This is a genomic window from Alteromonas sp. H02 (genome assembly GCF_059682525.1).
The window spans coordinates 1,274,324-1,296,638 of record NZ_CM185021.1 but is presented as its reverse complement, the minus strand read 5'-3'; the positions used below and the strand labels follow the sequence as shown (position 1 = coordinate 1,296,638).

The window sequence follows — 22,315 nt, the reverse complement described above, 5'->3', positions numbered from 1 at the left end:
CCTAGCGTAATTTCAACGTTGCCAAACCAATCAATACCAGAATCAACGAGATGATCCAGAATCGCACAATCACCCGGGGTTCCGGCCAGCCTTTTAATTCGTAATGATGGTGAATAGGTGCCATGCGGAAAATGCGTTGTCCTCGCAGCTTGTAGGAGCCTACCTGCATGATCACCGAGACGGTTTCCATTACGAACACGCCGCCCATAATAATTAGCACGATTTCCTGACGTACCAGCACCGCCAGCACGCCCAGCGTTCCGCCAAGTGCCAGCGAGCCCACATCGCCCATAAAGACCATTGCCGGATAGGTGTTAAACCATAAAAAGCCCAGCCCGGCACCCACAATGGCGGTACACACAATAACCAGTTCACTGGTTAGCGGGATATGCGGAATATTCAGATAGCCGGAAAAGTTGGCGTTACCGGTGACGTAAGCAAAAATAGCAAAAGCCCCGGCGACCAGGATTGTCGGCACAATGGCCAGGCCATCGAGCCCGTCAGTCAGGTTAACCGCGTTACTCGTGCCTACCAGTGCAAAGTACACAATGGCGATATACAAAATGCCCAGTTGTGGCAGTACCTCTTTAAAGAACGGCACCAGTAAGGCCGTTTCTTCCATGGTTTGTGCAGAGGAATACAGATAAAACGCAACACAAAGAGCGATTACCGATTGCCAGAAATACTTCCAGCGGGCAATCAGGCCTTTTGAGTCCTTACGCACTACTTTTCGGTAATCATCGACAAATCCGATAATGCCAAAGGTAACCACTACGAATAAGGTTACCAACACATAGGTATTGGTTAAATCTGCCCATAGCAGCACACTGATGACAATGGCCGCCAGAATGAGTAAACCGCCCATGGTGGGCGTACCAGATTTGGATAAGTGCGACTCGGGGCCATCGGTGCGCACTGTCTGGCCAATCTGCATCCGTTGTAACCAGCGGATCATCTTCGGCCCAATAATAATGGCAATCAACAGCGCCGTCAGCGTACTCAGGATCGCTCTTAGCGTGAGGTACGAGAAGACGTTAAAGCCAGATTCAAATTGTGTCAGCCAGTCGGCGAGCCATATTAACATGCTATTTTCTCCCGCCGACGACTAAGCTTTCCCAGCGGCGATTTCTCCAACGCCGCTATGACATTTTCCATCCTCGCGCTGCGCGAGCCTTTCACCAGAATCGTTAAGTCTCTTTGCTCATGACCTAAATCCTGTTCCAGAGCCTCAATCAGCGCGCTTTGCTCGCTAAAATGGTAGCCATTATCGCCAAAAGCAATTGAGGCACTCTGACTCAACACCCCGGAGGTGTATAAACAGTCGATGAATTTCTCTTTGGCATACTCACCAACCTGTTCATGGTAGTAACGGGCTTTTTCGCCCAGTTCCGCCATATCACCAAGGGCCAGCACCCGCCGACCAGAAAAGCTGGCGAGGGTGTCGATGGCCGCTTTAACGGATCCCACGTTGGCGTTATAGGTGTCGTCAAGAATTCGTACCTGTTCAGTGAGCGGCACTACTTTTAACCGTCCACCAACTGCCTGCATATCCTGCAAGCCATACTTAACGTCTTCCAGCGTAGCCCCAACGGCCATGGTCAGTGCCGCAGCAACCAGTGCATTGCCTACGTTGTGCATGCCTGGCACAGCCAGGCGAATATCAGTATTGCCCTGCACCGAGTGCATCTCAAATGCTGCGCAGCCATTCAAATCGATGGTGATGTCGGTAGCGTAAAAGTCGGCCTGCGCATTATGATTATCCGGCGAAAAGGTTTGCACAGGCTGATATTTCAGTTTACCCAGCCAGAATTCAGCAAACTGACTGTCCTGGTTAACAATAGCCAGGCCTTTTTCGCCCAGCCCCTTAAAGATTTCGCTTTTGGCCCGGGCCACACCGAGTAAGCTGCCAAAGCCTTCGAGATGGGCTGCGGCTGCATTGACAATGGTTGCTACATCCGGTTTTACCAGATCAGTGGTATAGGCAATCTCACCGAGATGGTTAGCGCCCATTTCCACTACCGCGTACTCATGTTCCGGAGTCAGGCGCAGTAAGGTGAGTGGCACCCCGATTTCGTTGTTAAAGTTACCAGCGGTAGCCAGCACGTTGCCGCGCCGCGATAAGATAGCCGCGCACATTTCCTTAACAGTGGTTTTGCCACTGCTGCCGGTAATTCCAATGGTTTTAGGGTTTACTTCTGCTTTAACTGCTGCGCCAAGCTGGCCAAGTGCCAGTTTGCTATCTTCAACATAAATCACCGGCAGTTCGGTAGTCACCGGCTGACTGGCAATAACGGCCACTGCGCCGGCGTTTTCTGCGGCCTCAACAAATTGGTGACCGTCGAAGTTTTCGCCTTTTAGCGCAAGATATACGGCCCCCTGCGAGAGGGTTCGGGTATCAGTGCTCACGGCAGATACAGTGCAGTCTTCGCCACTCAGACGACCTTTTATTTGCTCTGCTATCCACATCAAAGACCTGGTAATCATTTGCTGCACTCCTGCTGCAAACGGGTAATGGCTTCCCGTTCGTTATAGTTTATTTTTTGTTCGCCAATAATTTGATAACTCTCGTGCCCTTTGCCCGCCGCCAGAATAAGATCATCGCTGTCCGCTTTGGCCAGGCAATAACGAATGGCCTGCTCACGGTCGGGAATATCCTGCGCTTTTTCAGGGTGATTAAGACCCGCGCGAATATCCTCAGCAATGGCCGAAGGTGATTCTGAGCGACTGTTATCAGTGGTGATCACCAGCTCATCGGCACTCTGTTCGGCGGCTTGCGCCATCAATGGCCGTTTACCTCTATCGCGGTCACCACCACAGCCAAATACGCACCAGAGCTTGCCTTTAGTATGCAGGCGCAGGGCTTTAAGTGCCTGACTCAACGCATCCGGGGTGTGGGCATAATCCACTACCACATTGGCATTGTCCTGAAATTCGAAGACTTCCAGGCGACCGGCGACTGCCTGTACCTGCTCAATGGTTTTCACCACATTGTCAAAGCGCTCGCCCTGACAGAGTAAAGCCGCAGTGGCGCTCATCAGGTTGGCAATATTAAAGTGCCCCAGTAAATCGGTTTGTACCACGGTCGTCCCCCAGGATGTTGCGAGCCTGAACTGGCATCCATTAGGATGATATTGCACATTTGTGGCAAAACAATAGCGACCTTCTGGCATATCCCGGGCAGGTTCTGGCAACACGGCAGTCCAAACCTTCTGTATCGACTTTTTAGCCTTCTTCGCCCAGGCCTGACTTGCCTCATCGTTAAAATTGAGCACCACCGAATGCAGGCCGGGTAAATCCAGCAAACCAAGCTTTGCCTGTGCATAAGCCTCCATGGTGCCGTGATAATCAAGATGGTCCCGAGTCAGGTTGGTAAACACCGCAATATCGGTATTAACCTGCTTCAGGCGATTCTGCACCAGCGCATGAGATGACGCTTCATACGCCACCTGATGGACTTCTTGCTGCACAAATTCGGCCAGTAAATACTGCATAGAAATGGCATCGGGTGTGGTATTGCCATTGGCCGGTGGCTTAAAATCGGCATCGTCCCGATAGATTCCACTACCGAGGGTACCGATTGACGCAGCGCGGTGACCCAACAGATGTTTCATCTGGGTAATTAACTGCACCACAGAAGTTTTGCCGTTGGTGCCAGTCACTGCGATGGTCGCCATTTTATTGGCCGGATAATCGTAAAACGCTGCTGCCAGTGAGGAAAGCAGGTCAGCCAGCCCCCACACCTTCACAATAACCGTATGTTCGCGCATCATTACCTGGCCGTGTTCACCGGCTTCTTCTGCTTCCGCGAGAATCGCCCGGGCACCAAGACTGATGGCTTGTGGGATAAAGTCACGTCCATCACGGCTGTGCCCTTTAACCGCAACAAATGCCAGCTTCGGTGTCACCTCACGGCTATCCAGCGTGAGTCCATGCACCCGGATATCCGGTGCATTGATACCAAATTTAATCAACAGTGCATGCAGGCTTTGCATAAACGCGTTAACCACCATTGGTTGACCTCTCTACCACTTGTGTGGCACTGACCTGACGATCATCCGGTGCAATATTCAGTAGTTGTAACGCCCCCCCCATAATTTCAGAGAACACCGGCGCAGCGGTATCGCCGGCATGATAGAGATCGCCGCCGGGTTCGTTGATCAGCACTACCGTAACCAGTTGCGGGTCGTTGAGCGGGGCTATGCCGGCAAAGATATTAACGTACTCTTCACCGTATCCCCCGGCCACGGCTTTGCGGCTGGTACCGGTTTTACCCGCTACCCGGTAACCCGGGATCCGGGCTTTCACCCCGGAGCCGTCTTCCTGCGTAACGGTTTCCATCATGGCCATAATGGCTTTGGCATTTTGCTCGCTGATCACACGCTCGGCGCCAGGCTTGTAAGCCTGATTATCGGTATTTTTAACAATGTTAAGTGGCCGCTTAATGCCACCCGACGCTATGGTTGAGTACATTCTGGCTAACTGAGCGGTAGTGACGGAAATACCGTAGCCGAAAGATAGAGTGGCCAGCTCAAACTCAGACCAGCGGCTGCGTTCGTGAAAAATACCGCTACTCTCGCCAGGCATATTGATGCCGGTATCCGACATCAGGCCCATGTTGTAATAAGTATCCAGCAAGAATGGTTTAGGCACCGACAAAGCCAATTTCGAGGTGCCCATATTACTGGAATGCTGAATAATCTCGGCCAACGTAAGCTTACCGTAGTTACGGAAATCCTTAACCAGACTGCCGCCAAGGCGCATCCAGCCAGGCGAGGTATCCACAATATCGCCCACTTTTACCGCGCCAAACTCCAGCGCGCTGAGGACCGCCAGTGGCTTTAATGAACTGCCGGGTTCAAAGGCATCCGTGATCACCCGGTTTCGCATTCGTCGCGGGGAGATATCACTGCGATCATTAGGGTTAAACGATGGCGCGTTGACCATCGCCAGAATGTCACCGCTATGCACATCAATCACAATGGCCGACGCTGAGCTGGCCTGGTAATACAGCATCGCCTCTTTGATTTCACGGTAGGCCAGCGCCTGAATGCGCTGATCGATAGTCAGTGTCAGATTGCCCGCAGCTTCGCCGTCTTTGCTTTCCAACACCTCAACCTGACGGCCTTTGGCATCACGGCGAATTTTGCGGGTACCCGGCGAACCGGTAAGCCAGTCGTCATATAAACGCTCGAGTCCCTCAATGCCTTTGTCATCCACATTGGTGATACCAATTAACTGTGCCGCAACTTCGCCGGTCGGGTAATAACGGCGTGATTCCTTACGCAAATAAACGCCCGGGATTTCCAGTTTCTCAACATAATCCGCCATCGCTGGCGACACCTGACGCTGCAGATAAACAAAACGGCGTTTCGGGTTGCCGACTTTGCCCACCAGCTCATCAACGTCCTGCCCCAACACTTCAGCCAGCGCCAGCCAGCGGCGGGTTTGATTAAGCCCATTTTGCTCATGAATAATTTTTGGGTCGGCCCAGATAGCTCTCACCGGCACACTTACGGCCAGTTCTACGCCGTTACGATCGGTGATCAATCCGCGGTATGTCGGGGTATTTCGGGTTCGCAGAGTGCGACTATCCCCCTGTTCAATCAGCGCATCCGGGGCTATAACCTGGATAAAAGCCGTGCGCAGCGCCAGGATCAGAAACACCAGAACGATGATGCCCACTACCAGCACAAAGCGCCACTGCATAGGGCCCGGACGGGTGTTGATTTTTGCCCCGCCAGCCCTGGCTTTGGAATTTTTTAATGTAATAGCTGTCATTTGATCCGCACCACAACCTCGTCATCCACATCAGGACGATGCATGTCGAGTTCCTTCTGCACCATGGCTTCAATTCGGTTATGCTCGGTTAGTGCACGTTGTTCCAGCACCAGGTTTCGCCATTCTACGTCGAGCTGGTCTTTCTCGCGCATTAGCTCTTCCAGGGCGATATTTTGCTGGCGATTGTGGTGCGTGCTAAGGATCACCGCCAGAGCGCTGGCGATAACCGCTATAAACAACAAAACCCGCAGCTTATGGCGGGTCAATTCGGTAACCAGGATGAGGAGAAAATTAAAGTTGGTCGTCGAACCGGTCATCGTTTTTCCGCTACCCTGAGTACCGCGCTTCGGGATCGCACGTTATGCTTGAGTTCTTGGTCGCCGGGCTTGATGGCCCGTCCAATCAGGATGAGTACCTTATCGGCGTCTATTTCAGCCTGGGTTACCGGTAAACCGGGCGGGAACGATTTGCCTTTACTTTGCTCCTTCATAAAGCGCTTAACCAGGCGGTCTTCAAGCGAATGAAAAGAGATGATGGCCATACGACCACCAGAACGTAAAACGTTGGTGGCGGCTTTAAGGCCTACTCTGAGTTGTTCCAGCTCCGCATTGATATAAATTCGAATGCCCTGAAAAGTGCGGGTAGCCGGGTGCTTGAATTTGTCTTTAACCGGCATAGCCTGGTCAATAATAGTGACTAACTCACTGGTCCGGGAAAGTGGCTGTTCCTTGCGATAATTAACAATGGCATGAGCGATACGTTTACCAAACTTTTCTTCACCAAACTCTTTGATAACCTGGGTAATATCCTGCTCATCAGCACTGTTCAGCCAGTCGGCGGCGCTCATGCCCCGTGACGTATCCATGCGCATGTCCAGCGGGCCGTCACGTAGAAAACTGAAACCACGCTCAGCATCATCTAACTGAGGCGAGGAAACGCCTAAATCCATCAATACGCCATCAATTTGCTGTGTCAGGCCCATCTGCTCAATCACGTCAGCCATGTCGCCAAACGCCGAATGCACAATCTCAAAGCGACTATCTTCAGCAAACCGGGCGGCGGCTTCAATGGCCTGGGGATCGCGGTCGAACGCAATTAAGCGGCCATTGCTGCCCAGCTGTTTGAGGATCTCACCTGAATGGCCACCACGGCCAAAGGTGGCATCGATATAAATACCGTCGGGTTTGATGGCCAGGCCGTCCAGGCATTCCTGCAGGAGTACAGAGGTATGCGAAAACGATGCGGTCATAGTGAGAAGTCCTGTAAACGCTCAGTGAGCTCAAAGTTACCAGAACGCTCAACTTCCATATCTTCTTCGATACGTTTAGCCCAGATTTCTGAATTCCAGATTTCGAATTTATTTAATTGGCCAACCAGCAGAATTTCTTTGTCTAATTTGGCATGATTACGCAGGGGTACAGGAATGAGCACACGACCGCTCTTATCCATTTCGCAGTCAATGGCGTAGCCGAGTAATAAACGAATCTTGCGTCTTTCCTGCTCAATGTTGCTGGAAAATTTACTCAGTTTGAGTTCGATTTCTTCCCATTCGGGAAGCGGGTAAAGCAGCAAACAGCTTTGTTGTGTGTCAATGGTGCAGATCAGTTGTCCGGCGCAATCATCCAGAAGGGGCTGCCGATGCTTTGTCGGAATAGCCAGTCTCCCTTTGGAATCCAGATTGATTGCGTTAGCGCCGCGGAACATTCCCCTAGCCTTTTGTGTATTGATCTTATTATTCGTGTTTTATGAGATCTAATCTGCAAAACGTTGATTATATGATCCACTATTTGCCACTTTTACCCACTTTTGACAGTTTAGGTATCATTCCTCCCCACTGTCAAGCAAAAACGCGCCTTACAGGACGAGTGACAAAATGGGGAAAAATCCCTTATTTTCGGGCTTTGCGCTGAAGTGGCTGATTAGAAAGAAGGAAAAAGGGGGAAAAGTGGGAAAAACCGCCCCCCTTAGAAGCAAAGCTAAGGGGAAGTGGGTATTTAATTCTAAAAAGGTCTGAGATCGGCGGCGAAAAAAACCAAATTTATACGCGATCTAACGCTAATCAGCGTTGTTGACATTCTGCGCCTGCAATCGCGACAACGATCTACTTAATCACTACACTTCAAAAACTGAACCTGAGCTCAGTAGTCTGTTTTTACTGGCAGTGGAACTATTGTGGTTCATCAATAAAAGGTTGGTGATTACAGAGTTATTAACGAGGAATGTTATGAAAGAACTAAATTTAGCAGACATTGAAGTAGTAGTAGGCGGTGTAGATAGTGGAGAAGCAAGCTTGGGAATTGGCATGGTTGCACTTGCTATTGGCATAGTTGCATCTGGTCCTGTTGGCTGGGTTGGAGCGGGTGCTGCCGCAGCAACAAGCTTTGGCGGTGGACTTTTCTTTGGTAATGCGATCGCTAATGATGGTGACTGGGAGTGGCTATCTGTATAAGTTAGTCATGAACAAGTAATTTTAACGGCCTGTCTCCTAGTAAAGATTCAGGCCCACACAATCTAAATTATTACAGGGGAAGTCAGGATGTTTAACGGTATAAAGGGTGGAGCCGGATTACAAAAAGCAATATTCTCAGGCTTTATCATCGGCGCATTTATTGACTTATTGCTTAACCAGTTTCCATTATTTTTCGGATTTTTACCCGGTGTTATCGCTATCGTCGGTTACTTTTACCTTTGTTTCAGGTACGGCCGAGAGAACCTGAATTTGTAATGTTTTACCAATTAGTCGCGAGGCTGGTAATCACGCATATTCAGCGTGTTTTTGATAGCCGGGATCTTATCTTCGCTGTGATGGTTAACATACAGCAGTGTGGTATTGCCTTCCCGAGCCAGTAAATCGAGCATCGCCAGCACCTTGGTGCGGTTGATGTCATCCAGGCCATTGCACGGCTCATCAAGAATCAACAGGCTCGGATGTTTCACCATAGCACGCACGATGAGCAGTAAACGCTGATCGCCAAATGATAATGACTGAAACGGCGTTTTCGCTTCTTGATCCAGGCCAATAGCAACCAACCATTCCCGGCACAGCAGGCGCTGCCTGTCGGTAGGTGTTTTGTACAGCCCAATACTGTCGTAAAAACCAGAACACACCACGTCTGCAACCGAGCAGTTAACCCGGTACTGCAGGTGCAAACTGTTAGAAATAATGCCGAGGTGTTGTTTTATGTCCCAGATGCTTTCACCACTGCCACGCTGATAACCAAACACGTTCAAATCGTTGCTGTAGCAAAGGGGGTTGTCACCGGTGATTAGCGTCAGTAAGCAGGTTTTCCCCGAGCCATTCGGGCCGATTACCTGCCAATGCTCACCAGGCGCGATAGTCCAGTTAAGCTGCTCAAACACAACATTGTCACCCCAGGCAACACGGCCGTTATTCAGTCTGACCAGCGGCGCATTAGGGTCGGTACGCTGGGGCGCATGGCAATCGCTATCGCGTTCGGGCAGCTTTTCGACATTTTGCTGAATATGCATAATTTGTCTAAGCGGCTGCAGCGCGGCGTCATCAAGTGTGTCGCCTTCAATTTGCCAGGCGATACGACCATTTTGTAAGAACAGCAAGCGCCGCGCCCAAACAGGAATTTCGCTTACCCGGTTGACCACCATAATCAGTGTACAGCGGCAGCTCAGCTTATCCAGGTATTGCGCAAATCTGCCCACCGTTTCAACATCAAGGCCATCATAGGGCTCATCCAACACCAGCCAGTCAGGTTCCTTGAGCAACTCTCTGGTTAATAACACTTTGCGCGTCTCTCCAGTGGACAGGGCCAGAAACTCCCGCCCAAGGAGACTGCTGATACCCAGTAACTCCGCCAATTCGCTCAGCGTTTCAGTTACGCTTTGTTCGTCGGCAAGACCGTCAAGGATAACCTCTTTAGCCGTGCTGGGTACCGGCACCACATCAAGAATATCGGCGTCGTCTTTGCGGCGCTCAGCTTCTATTACCGCCTGTTGTTGGCCAACACTTACCCACCCGCAACGACCACCTGATTGCCGTTCGCCATTAAGCACTTTCCCTTCTCCGGCCAGCACCGCAGCCAGTACCGATTTACCACTGCCATTGAGACCACTGATAATGGTGTGCTGCCCCTCTTTAATAGTCAGTGTTGGACCTTCAACGGTTAATGTCGCCGATAATTTTACGCTGGGATTAACTAAAGTGAGTGACATGAAAGGCGTTCCACAGGATGGTTCTGGTTAACTGAATATCAATAAAAAAGGTGGGCTCGCGCCCACCCTTTTTAGTTTTCTTTGCCGAACAGTTATTACTGCTGTGGCGCTGCCTCGGCTTGTTCTGCCGGCGCTGGCTCCATTTGCATCGCTTTGATTGGGCTTTCAGCATTGGTAGAGAGCTCAATCAGGCGGTTCAGCTGACCTAAAGACAGCATCATGGCGTACAGTGCACCCATGAAACCAGCTCGGTGCAGCTCTACTACTTGCTCATCTGCCAGTTCTACCAGCTTCTTCTCATCGATGGTCAGGATGCCACCAACGTTTCGGCCCTGGCCGTTGCTGTACTGAACGCGCAGTTGCATTGGGTTTAACAAATCCAGTTCAACCACTTTAGACACGAACTGCTGGGTCAGCATTTCGCTGTTAGCCAGGTCGCCCAGCAATTGCTGACGGTTGTTCAGGAAGTCAGATGGGTTGCCATCTTCTTTAAACAATGGCTGACCTTCTTCTTTAATCAAATCGCTGTTTTCATCAATGTAAACGCCCAGCTTATCGCCGTCAGGACGCACGTCGAACGGGTAACGAATGATGTTCATTGGAATATGTGGCGCATTCCATTTGCCATCCTGTAAAAACAGGTTCTGGCCTGGCTCGATACCCAGCATTGCTACAACGTGATGTTTATTAGTTTTAGGATCCTGGATAAACACCAGTGGCATAGCGCCGGCTAATTGTGCAAATTCACGAATGGATGCCGCGGCCAGGTGGGTGTTTTTCGCGTATGGAAAAGCAGGATCTACCGCTACTTTAAGATCTTTATGTGTATTTTTATCCAGCGGTACGAAATTCATTGCCATAAGTACTTTCTCGATTCAATTGTAATGTGTGGTCTGGTATCCGTATCAGACACCAACACCTGTTATTTTTTAGTTAATGAGGGTCTGGCGACATTATTCAAGGGGCGCATACCAACAAGTTGGTATTTTATTTACGATACCCGCTATGGCGCCGGTTTTATGAGTGGATCATCACAGGTAGTCCATCCTGTGCAGGCCACACTTCCCGCCACCTGTTGCTTCTCAGATGCCAGACAACCGCCCGGCAGTATGGCGTATTTGAACTTGCGCGTCCAGCCACTCAACGGTAAGACCGATAAGAGGGTAACCTCGCAAGATGAATAAAATATTAAAGCAAACAAACACCTTTTTGAATAAACCACCAGGTGAGTAAATCGAAAAATCATGGTAGGTTTATAAAAAAATACCATCTAACGTCACTTACAGGGATTTACACCATGAAGCACGCTTTCTTGCTGGGTACTGTTACTGCACTCGCGTTATTAACCGGCTGCCAGTCGACGTCTGCCCCCGGTCAACCGCCCAAAGGCTTATCCACGGCGCAGGATATTGCTCAACGTTATATTATTGTGGATGGCCACATTGATGTACCGTACCGGGTACATAACAAATGGGTGGATGTCACCAAAGCCACCGAAGGCGGCGATTTCGATTATCCGCGTGCCGTTAGCGGTGGCCTGAATGCGCCATTTATGTCGATTTACGTGCCCGCCAGTCTCGACGACTCAGATGAGTCCACTCAGCTTGCCCATATGCTCATCGACAACGTTGAGGCCATCACAGCTCGTGCCCCGGATAAGTTTGCCATTGCCATGAGCCCGCAAGACGTGCGCGAACAATTTGCTAAAGGGTTAATTTCCCTCCCTATGGGGATGGAAAATGGCTCGCCAATCCAGGGCGACCTGAAAAACCTCGAAATTTTTCAGCAGCGCGGCATTCGCTATATCACGCTGGCACACTCCAGGGCTAACCATATCAGCGACTCGTCCTACGACATTCGCCGCAAGTGGCACGGCCTGAGCCCTTTTGGTAAAGAGCTGGTCACTGCAATGAACAACATCGGCGTGATGGTGGATATCTCCCACGTATCAGATGACGCTTTTTACCAGGCTATCGACATCAGCAAGGCCCCGGTGATTGCCTCCCACTCTTCATTACGTACCTTCACACCGGGCTTTGAACGCAATATGACCGACGATATGTTGGTGAAGCTGGGCGAGAACGGCGGTGTGGTAATGATTAACTTTGGCTCCGGTTTTGTGACTAAAGAAGCGCGCATGTGGAGTGATAATCGCACGAAACAACGCAATGCCCTGATCAAAGAATTTGGCGCAGACAGTGAAGAAGTTGCGAATTTTGCTGATAATTACAGTAAGGAAAACCCTTACCCTTACTCAACTTTAGCCGATGTACTCGACCACATTGACCATGTAGTGGGTCTTATTGGCATTGATCATGTGGGAATCGGCTCTGACTACGATGGCGTTGGCGACTCACTGCCGATTGGCCTGAAGGATGTGTCCTCTTACCCGTCACTGGTACAGGGCTTACTGGATCGAGGTTACTCCGAAACTGACATTGCCAAGCTGTTAGGCGAAAATCTGCTGCGCGTATGGACTGAGGTAGAAGCCTACGCTAGCACGCATTAGCCCGGCACATAACGCTATTTCACCGGGTTAAATCAGCAGTAAATGGGTTTACCCGGTGAAAGCAAAATCAGTATTTCCCTGTCTGATATGATTATCGTATACTCACGTTAGTACAGTTACCGGATTATTCAGTGCAACGACTACTTTGTTACTTTCTGCTAAGCATGCTGATTATTCTGCCGACCTCAGGTCAGGCGTAAAGCGTACGTATGGCAGAAATACAGGTAGTGCACACCATGCAGGCAGAAAACACTGATTGCATGATGCATCAACCGGACAATGAAATGGTTCATGCTCTGCACGCTGCACAGGCAGACGGCGCTTCAAAAGCAGATTGTTGCCAGAACAATGCCGAGCATAACTGTGCCAAGCAAGCTTCGCCCTGTGATAAAAATGGCTGCCAGTGCGAGCATGCCAGTTCCCATTTAGTCAGTTATCTGGCCGGAATAGCAGCCCCCTTTATTGTTAAAACCGCTGCCAGCCAAATCGTCGGTAAACCGGTAGTGGCGTTTTCCGGATTCCCAACCTCGCTGTTTCGTCCTCCAATACGCCTGAGTTAACCAAACCTCTTTTAAGTGCAATGTCTGAGACATTGTGACCGGGTGTCTGTACCCGCATTTTTTAAGGTTAACCATTGAGGCAAGTATGAAACTTCCTCCTTTATATGTCGTGTCAGCAGGCATTTTACTCAGTTGCTGGCAGTTTGTAGCCACAGCGCAGCAAGCCCAACAGCCACAATTACCGCAGTTACTGTCGCAAGCGTTAAGTGAGGATTATGCCCTGGCACGCAGCCGACAGAGCGAGCATGCTCTGACAACTCAGGGCAATGCAGTGCAATCCATGCCCGACCCACGGATCTCAGTGGGTATGCTCAATGTCCCCACCGACGGATTCGCGCTTAATGAACAGGCCATGACCCAGCTCAAAATGGGCGTCAGCCAAATGCTGCCCCGCGGCGACTCCGTCGCCCTGCAGCGGGATGCGCTGGCGGCCAAAGCAGCCGAACACCCGGCCCGACGCGACCTGCGTAAAGCTGAAGTTACCCTGGCTATCACACTGGCATGGATTGATATTATTATTCTGCACAACAGTAAGGAACTGGTTACCGAACAGTTACAACTACTGGACCAACTGACCATTGCCGTTGAAAATAACTACGCCAGCTCTTCAGGTGCCAGTCAGTATGATGTGCTGAGTATGGAAGTGCTGCACACGGCACTGGAAGACCGTCTGGAATCGCTGACTTCTGAGCAGCAAACCGCTATTGCCGGTTTATCTAACTGGCTGACCCCAATGCAACAGGCCACGCTAACCAACATCACCCCGAATCAGGCCGATCAGCGTTGGTTAACCAGCCTTATCGGCCAATAACTTTTGCCTGCCAACACTTCGGCGCTATTGGAACGTTTACAGCAACACCCGCAGGTTATCAGTCGTAATGCCGTGATTAATGTGCAGAAGATAAAACAGCAGCAGGTAGAAACCAGTTTCGACCCGCAGTGGGAATTTAATGCCAGCTATGCCTATCGCCAGGATGCGACTAACAACACTTCCCGGGCTGACTTTGTGTCGGTCGGAATGAGTGTTGATGTACCGCTATTTTCCCGCAAGGTAAAACAAGCCGCTATGGCAGCCACCGTGGCCGAAACAGAGAGCCTGGAAACCGAAAAACGCCTGGTGATCCAACAACAACTCAGTGAGGTGAATCAGCTCTATGCCCGCTACCCTGCTCTGCAGTCGCGCATTAACCGTTATGAACAAACGTTATTACCGCTGCGTCAACAGCATTACGACGCTGCGCTTAACGCCTACACCACCGCCAGCGGCAACTTTTCAGATGTGATGCAGAGCCACCTGGCGCTGATTGATGACCAGATGAAATTACTCAATCTGCAGGGTGACATGGCCGCGCTGATGACCCGGCTTGACTATTTTCTTAATCCCATATCACCGCTTTGAGGGAGTTTTCTATGAACCGTTTTATTGTTCCTGTTATTGCCCTCATAGCCGGGGTGGGTATTGGCTACGCGTTATTACCGGCTAACGCCCCCACAGGGTAAGAATAGCGCCACCGCTCAAAACGAAGGGGAAAAGGACATTCTTTACTGGGTAGCGCCAATGGACAGCAGTTACCGCCGGGATAAGCCCGGTAAATCGCCTATGGGCATGGATTTGGTACCCGTTTATGCCGGTGAAGCAAGCACCACACCGGGAACGGTGAGTATTTCCCCGCAAATTGTTCAGAGCCTGGGGGTGACCACCGCCAAAGCCCAAACTCGCTCTCTATCTGAAGCAGTTGCTGCCAGCGGTATTATAGAAGTCGCCGAAGACAGAATCATTCACGTCCATCCGCGGGTGAGTGGTTGGGTAGAACGCCTTACCGTCACCACTGATGGTCAGCCGGTCAACCAGGGCGACACCTTATACACCCTGTATTCACCTGAGCTGGTAAATGCCCAGGAGGAATATTTGCTGGCCCGCAGTCGCAACAATCGCTCACTGATCAACGCTGCCAGAGACAGACTGACTGCCCTGCAATTACCACCTAAGGTTATTCAGAGTCTGGATAAAACCGGTAACGTACAACAGCAAATCGCCTTTGAGGTGCCACAGAACGGCTACGTCACTAACCTTAATATCCGACCTGGCTTTTATGTTACGCCAGGCACCACCATGCTGGCTATCGCCAGTCTGCAGACGGTGTGGATCACCGCCAGCATTCCCCAGCGCTATGCCGACATGCTCAGTACGGAGCAAGAGCTGAACGTAACGCTACCGGCATTGCCGGGGGAGACGTTTACAGCCCGGGTAGACTTTATTTACCCGGAGCTCGACAGCCAGAGCCGCACGCTGAAAGTGCGTCTGGTGCTGGATAATCCTGACGGCCGGTTAAAACCCAATATGTTTGCCACCGTATCATTCGATACACCGCGTAACGAAAGCCTGAGTATTCCCCGCTCAGCACTTATCAGAACTGCCGCCAACGACCGTGTGGTGCTGGCACTGGGCAACGGTGAATTCCGTTCAACGGCCGTGGCGGTGGGTCGCATCACTGCAGACTATGCCGAAATCACAGCAGGCCTTGAAGAAGGAGATGAAGTGGTGATGAACGGCTTATTCCTGATTGATTCAGAAAGTGCCGTAGATGCCGACCTGTCGAGGCTCTCGGGCGAGGAGGATAGCCAGAGTAATGACACTCAATGGGTAACCTTAACTATCGATGCTATTGATAGCGAGGCAGGCACCGTGACCGCCAGCCACGGGCCGGTAGCAGCCTGGGACTGGCCAGCCATGACCATGGACTTCGCCATTGGTGAACAGGTCAGCCAGGCTGAGCTCAACAGTGGTATTCGCCTTGATGCCGAGCTGAATCGTAATACCGATGGCATGGTAGAGATTATTGCCATTGATACCGGCAGCATTGAATCGAGTGTTCCCTCGGCTACCGTTGATGGCACGATTAACAGTATTGATGAGCAAAACCACGCCATGAATATCTCCCGCGGCGCCATTGAAAAGTGGGGACGCGGGCCTGCCACCATGGACTTTACCCTCAGCAGTCATATTGATACGACAGACTGGCAGCCATAGCAGGCAATCCGCTTTACGTTTGAAATCAGAGACGGCGAGTTTGTTATCACCCATATTGAACCTGCCATGGCCATGTCGCATGACATGGACCATGCCGGTCAATAGCAGGAGCCAGTCATGATAGCAATCATCATTAACTGGTCGCTTAACAATCGCGTACTGGTGTTGCTGGCAGCACTGATGCTCACCGCGGCAGGCATCTGGTCGGTGAAACAAACCCCGGTGGATGCCATTCCGGACTTATCCGATGTGCAGGTGATCATTCAAACCAACTACCCCGGGCAAGCGCCCTCTGTGGTAGAGCAGCAGGTCACCTACCCGCTCACGTCAGCCATGTTGTCGGTACCGGGCGCACATACTGTTCGCGGGTTTTCTTTCTTTGGTGACTCCTATGTGTACATCCTGTTTGATGATGACACCGACATGTACTGGGCCCGCTCCCGGGTACTGGAATACCTTTCCCAGGTAGCGCCTACCCTGCCAGCCTCGGCAAAGCCCAGGCTCGGCCCGGATGCGACCGGCGTGGGCTGGGTGTATATGTACGCGTTAAGCGATCCGAGCGGACAGCATGATATCGATGAACTCACCAGCCTGCAGGACTGGTACCTGAAGTTTGCCCTGCAATCGGTGCCCGGGGTGTCGGAAGTCGCCACGGTAGGTGGTATGAAAAAGCAGTATCAGATCGTCGCCGACCCTTACAAACTGGACGCCTATAACCTGACGATGGCCCAGCTGGAACAGGCTGTGAGTCAGAACAACCAGGAGGTAGGCGCCTCGGTGATTGAGATGGCCGAAGCAGAATATATGGTCACGGTCAATGGCTATATTGAAACTCTGGACGATATCAGGCAAATCACCCTGGCCTTATCAACCTCCGGCACACCGGTAACACTGGCCGATGTGGCCGATGTTAAAGAGGGGCCAGCGCCGCGGCGCGGCATCGCCGAACTGAATGGCGAAGGCGAAACTGTGGGCGGCATTATCGTTATGCGCTATAACGAAAACGCTCAGCAAACTATTGATGGGGTTAAGGCAAAACTGCAGGACTTGCAGGCCGGCCTGCCCGAGGGCGTAGAGATCACCACGGTTTATGACCGGTCCAACCTGATTGCCAGTGCCATCGATAACCTGTGGGATAAACTGCTTGAAGAACTACTGATAGTGGCGCTTATCTGCGGCCTGTTTTTACTGCATTTACGCAGCGCGCTGGTGGCTCTGGTGACACTGCCGCTGGGCATACTGGGCGCTTTTTTGCTGATGCACTGGCAGGGTATCAATGCCAACATTATGTCGCTGGGCGGTATTGCCATTGCCATTGGCGCAATGACCGATGGCGCCATAGTGATGATTGAAAATTTTCACAAACATCTGGAAAAGGCGCCGCCAGACGCTAATCGCTGGGAGTTGGTGAGTAAAGCCGCCACCGAAGTGGGCCCGGCACTGTTTTTCAGTTTGCTGATTATCACAGTGAGCTTCTTGCCGGTATTTATTCTGGAAGCTCAGGAAGGGCGAATGTTTGCGCCCCTGGCTTACACCAAAACGTTTGCCATGGCCGCGGCGGCGGGCCTGGCCATTACGCTGATCCCGGTACTTATGGGTTACCTGATCCGCGGTAACATTGCGCCAGAGGAACGAAACCCGGTTAATCGCATTGCTCAGGCAGCCTACAAGCCGGCATTGAGAGTCGTGCTGCGCTTCCCTAAAGTGACTTTATTAATGGCGATGCTGATCACACTTGCCGGTTTCTACCCGCTATCGAAGCTGGGCAGCGAATTTATGCCGCCGCTCGACGAAGGCGACCTGATGTATATGCCCACCACCTATGCCGGCGTATCCATTGCTGAGGCCAGGGAGATCCTGCAACAAACCGACAAACTGATCCGCACCCTGCCGGAGGTTAAAACCGTATTGGGTAAAGTCGGCCGGGCTGAGACCGCTACTGACCCTGCACCGCTGACGATGATTGAAACCTTTATTCAGCTTAAACCCAAATCGCAGTGGCGCGAGGGGCTGACCAGTCAGGATTTACGCGATGAGCTCAATAGCATTGTTGCTTTCCCCGGCCTGACTAACGCCTGGGTGATGCCGATCCAAACCCGCATTGACATGCTGGCCACCGGTATTAAAACGCCGCTGGGCATTAAAATCTCTGGCCCGGATGTGAAGCAAATCGAAGCCATTGGCACCGATATTGAAAAATTGCTGGGCGACCTTGAGGGCACCGAATCGGTCTACGCCGAGCGGGTTGCCGGCGCCCGGTATATTGATATTGATATCGACCGTCTTGCTATCAGCCGGTATGGACTGACAATAGCCCAGGTGCAGCAACTCATCAGCACGGCCGTAGGCGGTAAAACCATTACCACAACGGTGGAGGATATTGCCCGCTATTCGGTTAATTTACGTTCCCCCCAGCAATACCGGAACAGTCCGGAAGCGCTGGCAGGCTTACCTGTACTTACACCTGGCGGGGAGCGCATCACGCTGGGAGATATCACGCATATACGCATTGCCGAAGGCCCGCCTGCCCTTAAGAGCGAAAATGCCCGACTCACAGGCTATGCGTTTATTGATGTATCCGGTATTGATATTGAAAGTTACGTTAAACAGGCCAAAGGCGTTCTGGACAAAGCGCTTAACCTTCCCACTGGCTACACGTTACAGTGGGCTGGTCAGTATGAGTACCTTGAACGGGCCATGCAAAAGCTAACCTTTGTTGTGCCAATGACGCTGGCAGTGATAGTGATCTTACTGTTTATGAGTTTTCGCCGTCTCAGCGATGTAGTACTGGTACTCGGTACTCTGCCCATGGCACTGATCGGCGGGATCTGGTTGCTCTATGCGCTGGATTACCACCTTTCTGTTGCGGTTGGCGTTGGTTTTATTGCACTGGCCGGGGTAGCCGTTGAAATAGGTGTCATCATGGTGATTTACCTTAACAGCACCTGCGCTGATATACCCCCTTCCGCTAACGTGGATATCAGTGCCCGCCTGCGTGAGGCAGTTGAGGAAGGCGCGCTTAAACGCGTGCGTCCGGTATTGATGACTGTACTAACGGTAATGATAGGTTTATTGCCGGTCATAAGTGGTACCGGCACGGGCTCAGAGGTAATGAGTCGGATTGCTGCCCCCATGGTGGGCGGCATGGCCAGTGCGCTGGTGCTCTCTTTACTGGTGGTGCCGGCGGGCTTTTTCCTGATCCAGCGGGCTAAACTCCGCTAGCCCTGCCAGTGTAAATAACGTAGTGTGGGTTAAGCCCTGTCATTTCGGCAGGGCAAACTCAACAAATCCGCGCAGGGCTCTCGCCATAGGAAAAAACTGCGGGTTAACCTGAGGGATCGCGCAGGTTTCGCTTAAATCGGCGCGACTTTTATCAAAGTCCATTTTCTCCAGCAGCAGACGGTTAACCACCAGATCGGCATGGCATAACTGATACTCTTCGTCGATGACATAAAAGGTGTTATCCGCATCCACATACGTCAGCAGGTTTTGTACGCCTTCGATGGGCGTGGTCTGGTCGGCCTGAGAGTGTGCCACGAAAACCGGTACCTCCACCCGGGCGCCTTCCTCAAGGCGTTCGCGGATACTGCGAATAAGCTCCATTAACTCAAGGCCAGCGAAGCTGGCGACTTTGGGATACTTTTGTGGATTGGGTCCGCTGGTCTGATAATCACCATCGAGTAACCTGGCCAGTGTCTTTATGCCCCACAGCTTCGACAGTGATTCAACATTACCATTCAGCGCCAGCGCGCCAGAAAATAACAGAATGCCCTGCACATTATCGGGATTAGACAGGTAGTAATCCACCGACAACGCGCCGCCGGTAGAAAAGCCGCCTAACACCACTTTATCGGTGGATTGCAAAGCCAGTTCCACCACTTCTGCCAGATGCGCCTGCCAGCGTTCGGCCAGTTGCTCATCTTCCATATCAGCATCAGCGTCTTTCAGACCATGGCCCGGCAATAGCGGTGCGATAACAGTATATCCGGAATGATAAAGCTCATCGGCAATCGCTGACACGAAAAAGGGGGAGTCACTGAGCCCGTGGATGAGTACAATAATGGGGCTGTCTGCTTGCTGAAACAAAATAAATGGTGCATTACCATCGCCTCTCAGCGCCGGTGAACACACTGCATAACGATTCGCCGAAGAACTCAGACACTTTTGCGTGCTACCTAGCTCCTGCTCGTATAAAGCGGCAAACGACTGATTCAGTGCAAACTGAGACTGCCCTGTCGCCAGCGCAGAAAAACACAATGTAGTGGTCAGACAGACCAGATGTAACAACGACTTCACTGGTTGACTCCATTAAAAGCAGCAAGGGCGCCTACTATGGCGGCCTTGCCAGTGAATTGCAATCATTGGCAGGAAAACAATAGCGGGTTACCGTTCACTCAGACGTGACATCAAAATAGCCGCGCGTTTCGCCTGCGCAGGCAAGGCACTGACCAGCGCCGTTTCATGTACGGTGTGACCGCCTGAGCCACTCATGCCCAAACCATCCAGGGCCATTTCCACATACTCTGAGGTAAAGGAGACATCCGCGGCGCCGGCATTAAGCGGATTGACTGCGGTTACGCTGCCCTGCCCTAGATCCTGACTGACTTTGCTGTAAATACCCAACAACTCGTGATTACCCGGCTTTGGCGATAAAGGCGGGTAGCCCTCCCCAAACTCAATGACGGCGCTGGTTTTAGGCAGACTCTGTTTTACGATGGCCTGCATTTTATGCTGAACCCGAATTAACTGATCCTGCGAAACCGCACGGATATCACCGGTAACAATGGCATGTTCGGCAACCACATTGTTTTTGCCAAAGGTGCTGCCGTTGTTGTTAAGTTTATCGTGGGTAACCTCTGTCCCCCCCATTATTCTGCCAGGATTAAATGTAAGTAATTGTTCACTTCGGAGTTTATCGTAAAAGCTGGTTAAGATACGCGAGGCCTCATAAATCGCGCCAGCGCCCACGGTGGGTTTAAATACCTGGGAAGAATGCGCCGGCGTGCCTTTAACCGTTAACACCCAGTCTACCGACCCACGACGTGAAACATTAGCGGTGGCCGGATTACCATCACCATTTTCAAAGCCCAGTGAAATATCGGCCCATTTGGCACCTTCGATTAAGGCTTTTTTAGACAAGGCTAACGGCCGGCCACTGAGCTCTTCATCGCCGGTCATTACCACCATAATATTCATCGATGATAACTTACCTGCCGCGTGCAGTGCTCGCAGTGCTTCGAGCATAATAATGTTGCCGCCTTTCATATCGGCAACGCCCGGACCTTTAATATGCTTATCGTCCACCCGGGTAAAGGTTTGAAACGGACTGCCAGGCTCAAACACCGTATCGAGGTGGCCAATCAGTAGCATTTTGGGGCCCTTGCCGCCTTCAATTCTGGCAATCAGATGGCCAGCCCGGTTGAATGCGGCTCCATCCTCAAACCAAACGTCAAAGCCCAACGCCTCAAATTCCGGCATCAATTGGTCTGCCACCTTTCTGACGCCGGAAAAGTTCATGGTGCCGCTATTTATGTTGACGCTTTTTTCCAGCAAGCTCATCGCTGCCTCTTTACGGCCATCAATATAATCGGCCATCTGCAGCTCATCGCCGGATAGCGCCGCACTGGTTGCCAGCGAGAACAACAGACTGGTGGCGCAGGTAAATGTTGTCAGAAAAGAAGGTTTCAAAGTGTTTGCCCCTGATTTGTTGTGTTTTTTCTACTATGGCAAAAACCATTGACGATAACGAGGGCAATAACGATAAAAGGTCAGTAAAAACAGATTGCAGGTAAGCTTTTGACTTCAGGACCAGAATCGCCATACTGAGACTATAAAAAAACAAAGTCCACGCCTGTTAAGGATTACTCATGTCAAAGAAAGTGTATTGTAGCGCCCAGTTTTTACCCAAACCCGGCAAAGAAAAAGCGCTGTTTAAAGTGCTCCAGAGCCTCGAGCCCAACACGCTAAGAGAAGATGGCTGTATTCAGTATATCGTTACCCGCCATATCACCAGTCCGTTCGCCGAAGGCAACAGCTTTCCCATTGCGTTTAATGAAATCTGGGCCGATATGGCCAGCTTCGAAGCTCACTGTCAGCGTCAGGAAATCAGCGATTTCTTTGCTACTTATTGTCAGGCCGAGGACGGCCTGGCAGAAGACTGGAACGTGTGTATTTATACCGATGAGCCTGAGGACTTCGACGCCCCGCAGCTGTAACTAAGTCTTTAAACCAAAAAAACTCGCCGATTGGCGA

Annotated in this window: 19 protein-coding genes; 8 read left to right on the top strand and 11 right to left on the bottom strand. The window is 51.3% G+C overall.

From position 1 onward, the window contains the following. Position 1: 1 nt before the first annotated feature. Genes mraY through mraZ form a run of 7 tightly spaced genes read right to left on the bottom strand, consistent with a single transcriptional unit; the run spans position 2 to position 7,482 of the window. Positions 2 to 1,084 (bottom strand): phospho-N-acetylmuramoyl-pentapeptide-transferase, encoded by a 1,083-nt coding sequence (gene mraY, locus AC566Q_RS05880; protein ID WP_105934326.1) that lies wholly within the window; start codon positions 1,082 to 1,084, stop codon positions 2 to 4. After that, positions 1,078 to 2,484, bottom strand: a complete 1,407-nt coding sequence (locus tag AC566Q_RS05875; protein WP_499614786.1) for a UDP-N-acetylmuramoyl-tripeptide--D-alanyl-D-alanine ligase — start codon at positions 2,482 to 2,484, stop codon at positions 1,078 to 1,080. The genes mraY and AC566Q_RS05875 overlap by 7 nt, the downstream gene beginning before the upstream one ends. Continuing rightward, on the bottom strand, positions 2,481 to 4,010 hold the full coding sequence (locus tag AC566Q_RS05870) for a UDP-N-acetylmuramoyl-L-alanyl-D-glutamate--2,6-diaminopimelate ligase (protein ID WP_499614783.1): 1,530 nt from the start codon (positions 4,008 to 4,010) through the stop codon (positions 2,481 to 2,483). The genes AC566Q_RS05875 and AC566Q_RS05870 overlap by 4 nt, the downstream gene beginning before the upstream one ends. Then, entirely contained in the window at positions 4,000 to 5,778 is a 1,779-nt protein-coding gene (locus AC566Q_RS05865; RefSeq protein WP_499614780.1) for a penicillin-binding transpeptidase domain-containing protein, read from the bottom strand. The genes AC566Q_RS05870 and AC566Q_RS05865 overlap by 11 nt, the downstream gene beginning before the upstream one ends. After that, positions 5,775 to 6,095 carry a cell division protein FtsL gene (ftsL, locus tag AC566Q_RS05860; RefSeq protein WP_123325895.1) on the bottom strand — a complete coding sequence of 107 codons (321 nt, stop codon included), beginning with the start codon at positions 6,093 to 6,095 and terminating at the stop codon, positions 5,775 to 5,777. Before ftsL ends, AC566Q_RS05865 begins: the two co-directional genes overlap by 4 nt. Next, positions 6,092 to 7,027, bottom strand: coding sequence for a 16S rRNA (cytosine(1402)-N(4))-methyltransferase RsmH (gene rsmH / locus AC566Q_RS05855; protein WP_499614777.1), 936 nt, complete (start codon positions 7,025 to 7,027; stop codon positions 6,092 to 6,094). Before rsmH ends, ftsL begins: the two co-directional genes overlap by 4 nt. Further along, on the bottom strand, positions 7,024 to 7,482 hold the full coding sequence (mraZ, locus tag AC566Q_RS05850) for a division/cell wall cluster transcriptional repressor MraZ (RefSeq protein ID WP_105934320.1): 459 nt from the start codon (positions 7,480 to 7,482) through the stop codon (positions 7,024 to 7,026). Before mraZ ends, rsmH begins: the two co-directional genes overlap by 4 nt. Before the next feature lie 520 nt (positions 7,483 to 8,002). Here mraZ and AC566Q_RS05845 point away from each other — a divergent pair. Beyond that, positions 8,003 to 8,227 (top strand): hypothetical protein, encoded by a 225-nt coding sequence (locus tag AC566Q_RS05845; protein ID WP_499614775.1) that lies wholly within the window; start codon positions 8,003 to 8,005, stop codon positions 8,225 to 8,227. Positions 8,228 to 8,514: 287 nt separating this feature from the next. Here AC566Q_RS05845 and modF read toward each other — a convergent pair whose 3' ends face one another. Together modF and AC566Q_RS05835 are read right to left on the bottom strand one after the other, a co-directional pair. After that, complete coding sequence (gene modF / locus AC566Q_RS05840; protein ID WP_499614772.1) at positions 8,515 to 9,963, bottom strand: molybdate ABC transporter ATP-binding protein ModF; 1,449 nt, start codon at positions 9,961 to 9,963, stop codon at positions 8,515 to 8,517. Positions 9,964 to 10,058: 95 nt separating this feature from the next. Continuing rightward, positions 10,059 to 10,823, bottom strand: a complete 765-nt coding sequence (locus AC566Q_RS05835; RefSeq protein ID WP_105934318.1) for a SapC family protein — start codon at positions 10,821 to 10,823, stop codon at positions 10,059 to 10,061. A 437-nt stretch (positions 10,824 to 11,260) separates the two neighbouring features. Here AC566Q_RS05835 and AC566Q_RS05830 point away from each other — a divergent pair, with 437 nt between their 5' ends. The 6 genes from AC566Q_RS05830 (at position 11,261) to AC566Q_RS05805 (ending at position 19,285) form a co-directional block, all read left to right on the top strand. After that, a complete protein-coding gene (locus AC566Q_RS05830; protein ID WP_105933362.1) occupies positions 11,261 to 12,472 on the top strand; it encodes a dipeptidase in 1,212 nt (403 codons plus the stop codon). Between the two features lie 209 nt (positions 12,473 to 12,681). Then, a complete protein-coding gene (locus tag AC566Q_RS05825; protein WP_105933361.1) occupies positions 12,682 to 13,032 on the top strand; it encodes a hypothetical protein in 351 nt (116 codons plus the stop codon). 85 nt (positions 13,033 to 13,117) lie between these two features. Then, a complete protein-coding gene (locus AC566Q_RS05820; protein WP_499614768.1) occupies positions 13,118 to 13,843 on the top strand; it encodes a hypothetical protein in 726 nt (241 codons plus the stop codon). A gap of 27 nt (positions 13,844 to 13,870) precedes the next feature. Next, positions 13,871 to 14,431 carry a TolC family protein gene (locus tag AC566Q_RS05815; protein WP_499614765.1) on the top strand — a complete coding sequence of 187 codons (561 nt, stop codon included), beginning with the start codon at positions 13,871 to 13,873 and terminating at the stop codon, positions 14,429 to 14,431. Positions 14,432 to 14,491: 60 nt separating this feature from the next. Next, a complete protein-coding gene (locus AC566Q_RS05810) occupies positions 14,492 to 16,063 on the top strand; it encodes an efflux RND transporter periplasmic adaptor subunit (protein ID WP_146129484.1) in 1,572 nt (523 codons plus the stop codon). A 117-nt stretch (positions 16,064 to 16,180) separates the two neighbouring features. Further along, positions 16,181 to 19,285 (top strand): efflux RND transporter permease subunit, encoded by a 3,105-nt coding sequence (locus AC566Q_RS05805; RefSeq protein ID WP_105933358.1) that lies wholly within the window; start codon positions 16,181 to 16,183, stop codon positions 19,283 to 19,285. Between the two features lie 39 nt (positions 19,286 to 19,324). On the opposite strand, the gene AC566Q_RS05800 is transcribed toward AC566Q_RS05805, so the two are convergent. Both AC566Q_RS05800 and AC566Q_RS05795 read right to left on the bottom strand, forming a co-directional pair. Beyond that, positions 19,325 to 20,359 carry an alpha/beta hydrolase gene (locus AC566Q_RS05800; protein WP_499614762.1) on the bottom strand — a complete coding sequence of 345 codons (1,035 nt, stop codon included), beginning with the start codon at positions 20,357 to 20,359 and terminating at the stop codon, positions 19,325 to 19,327. Between the two features lie 87 nt (positions 20,360 to 20,446). Next, positions 20,447 to 21,751, bottom strand: coding sequence for a M20/M25/M40 family metallo-hydrolase (locus tag AC566Q_RS05795; RefSeq protein ID WP_499614756.1), 1,305 nt, complete (start codon positions 21,749 to 21,751; stop codon positions 20,447 to 20,449). Positions 21,752 to 21,930: 179 nt separating this feature from the next. Here AC566Q_RS05795 and AC566Q_RS05790 point away from each other — a divergent pair, with 179 nt between their 5' ends. Next, on the top strand, positions 21,931 to 22,278 hold the full coding sequence (locus tag AC566Q_RS05790; RefSeq protein ID WP_105933356.1) for a putative quinol monooxygenase: 348 nt from the start codon (positions 21,931 to 21,933) through the stop codon (positions 22,276 to 22,278). The last annotated feature ends 37 nt before the right edge of the window (positions 22,279 to 22,315 follow it).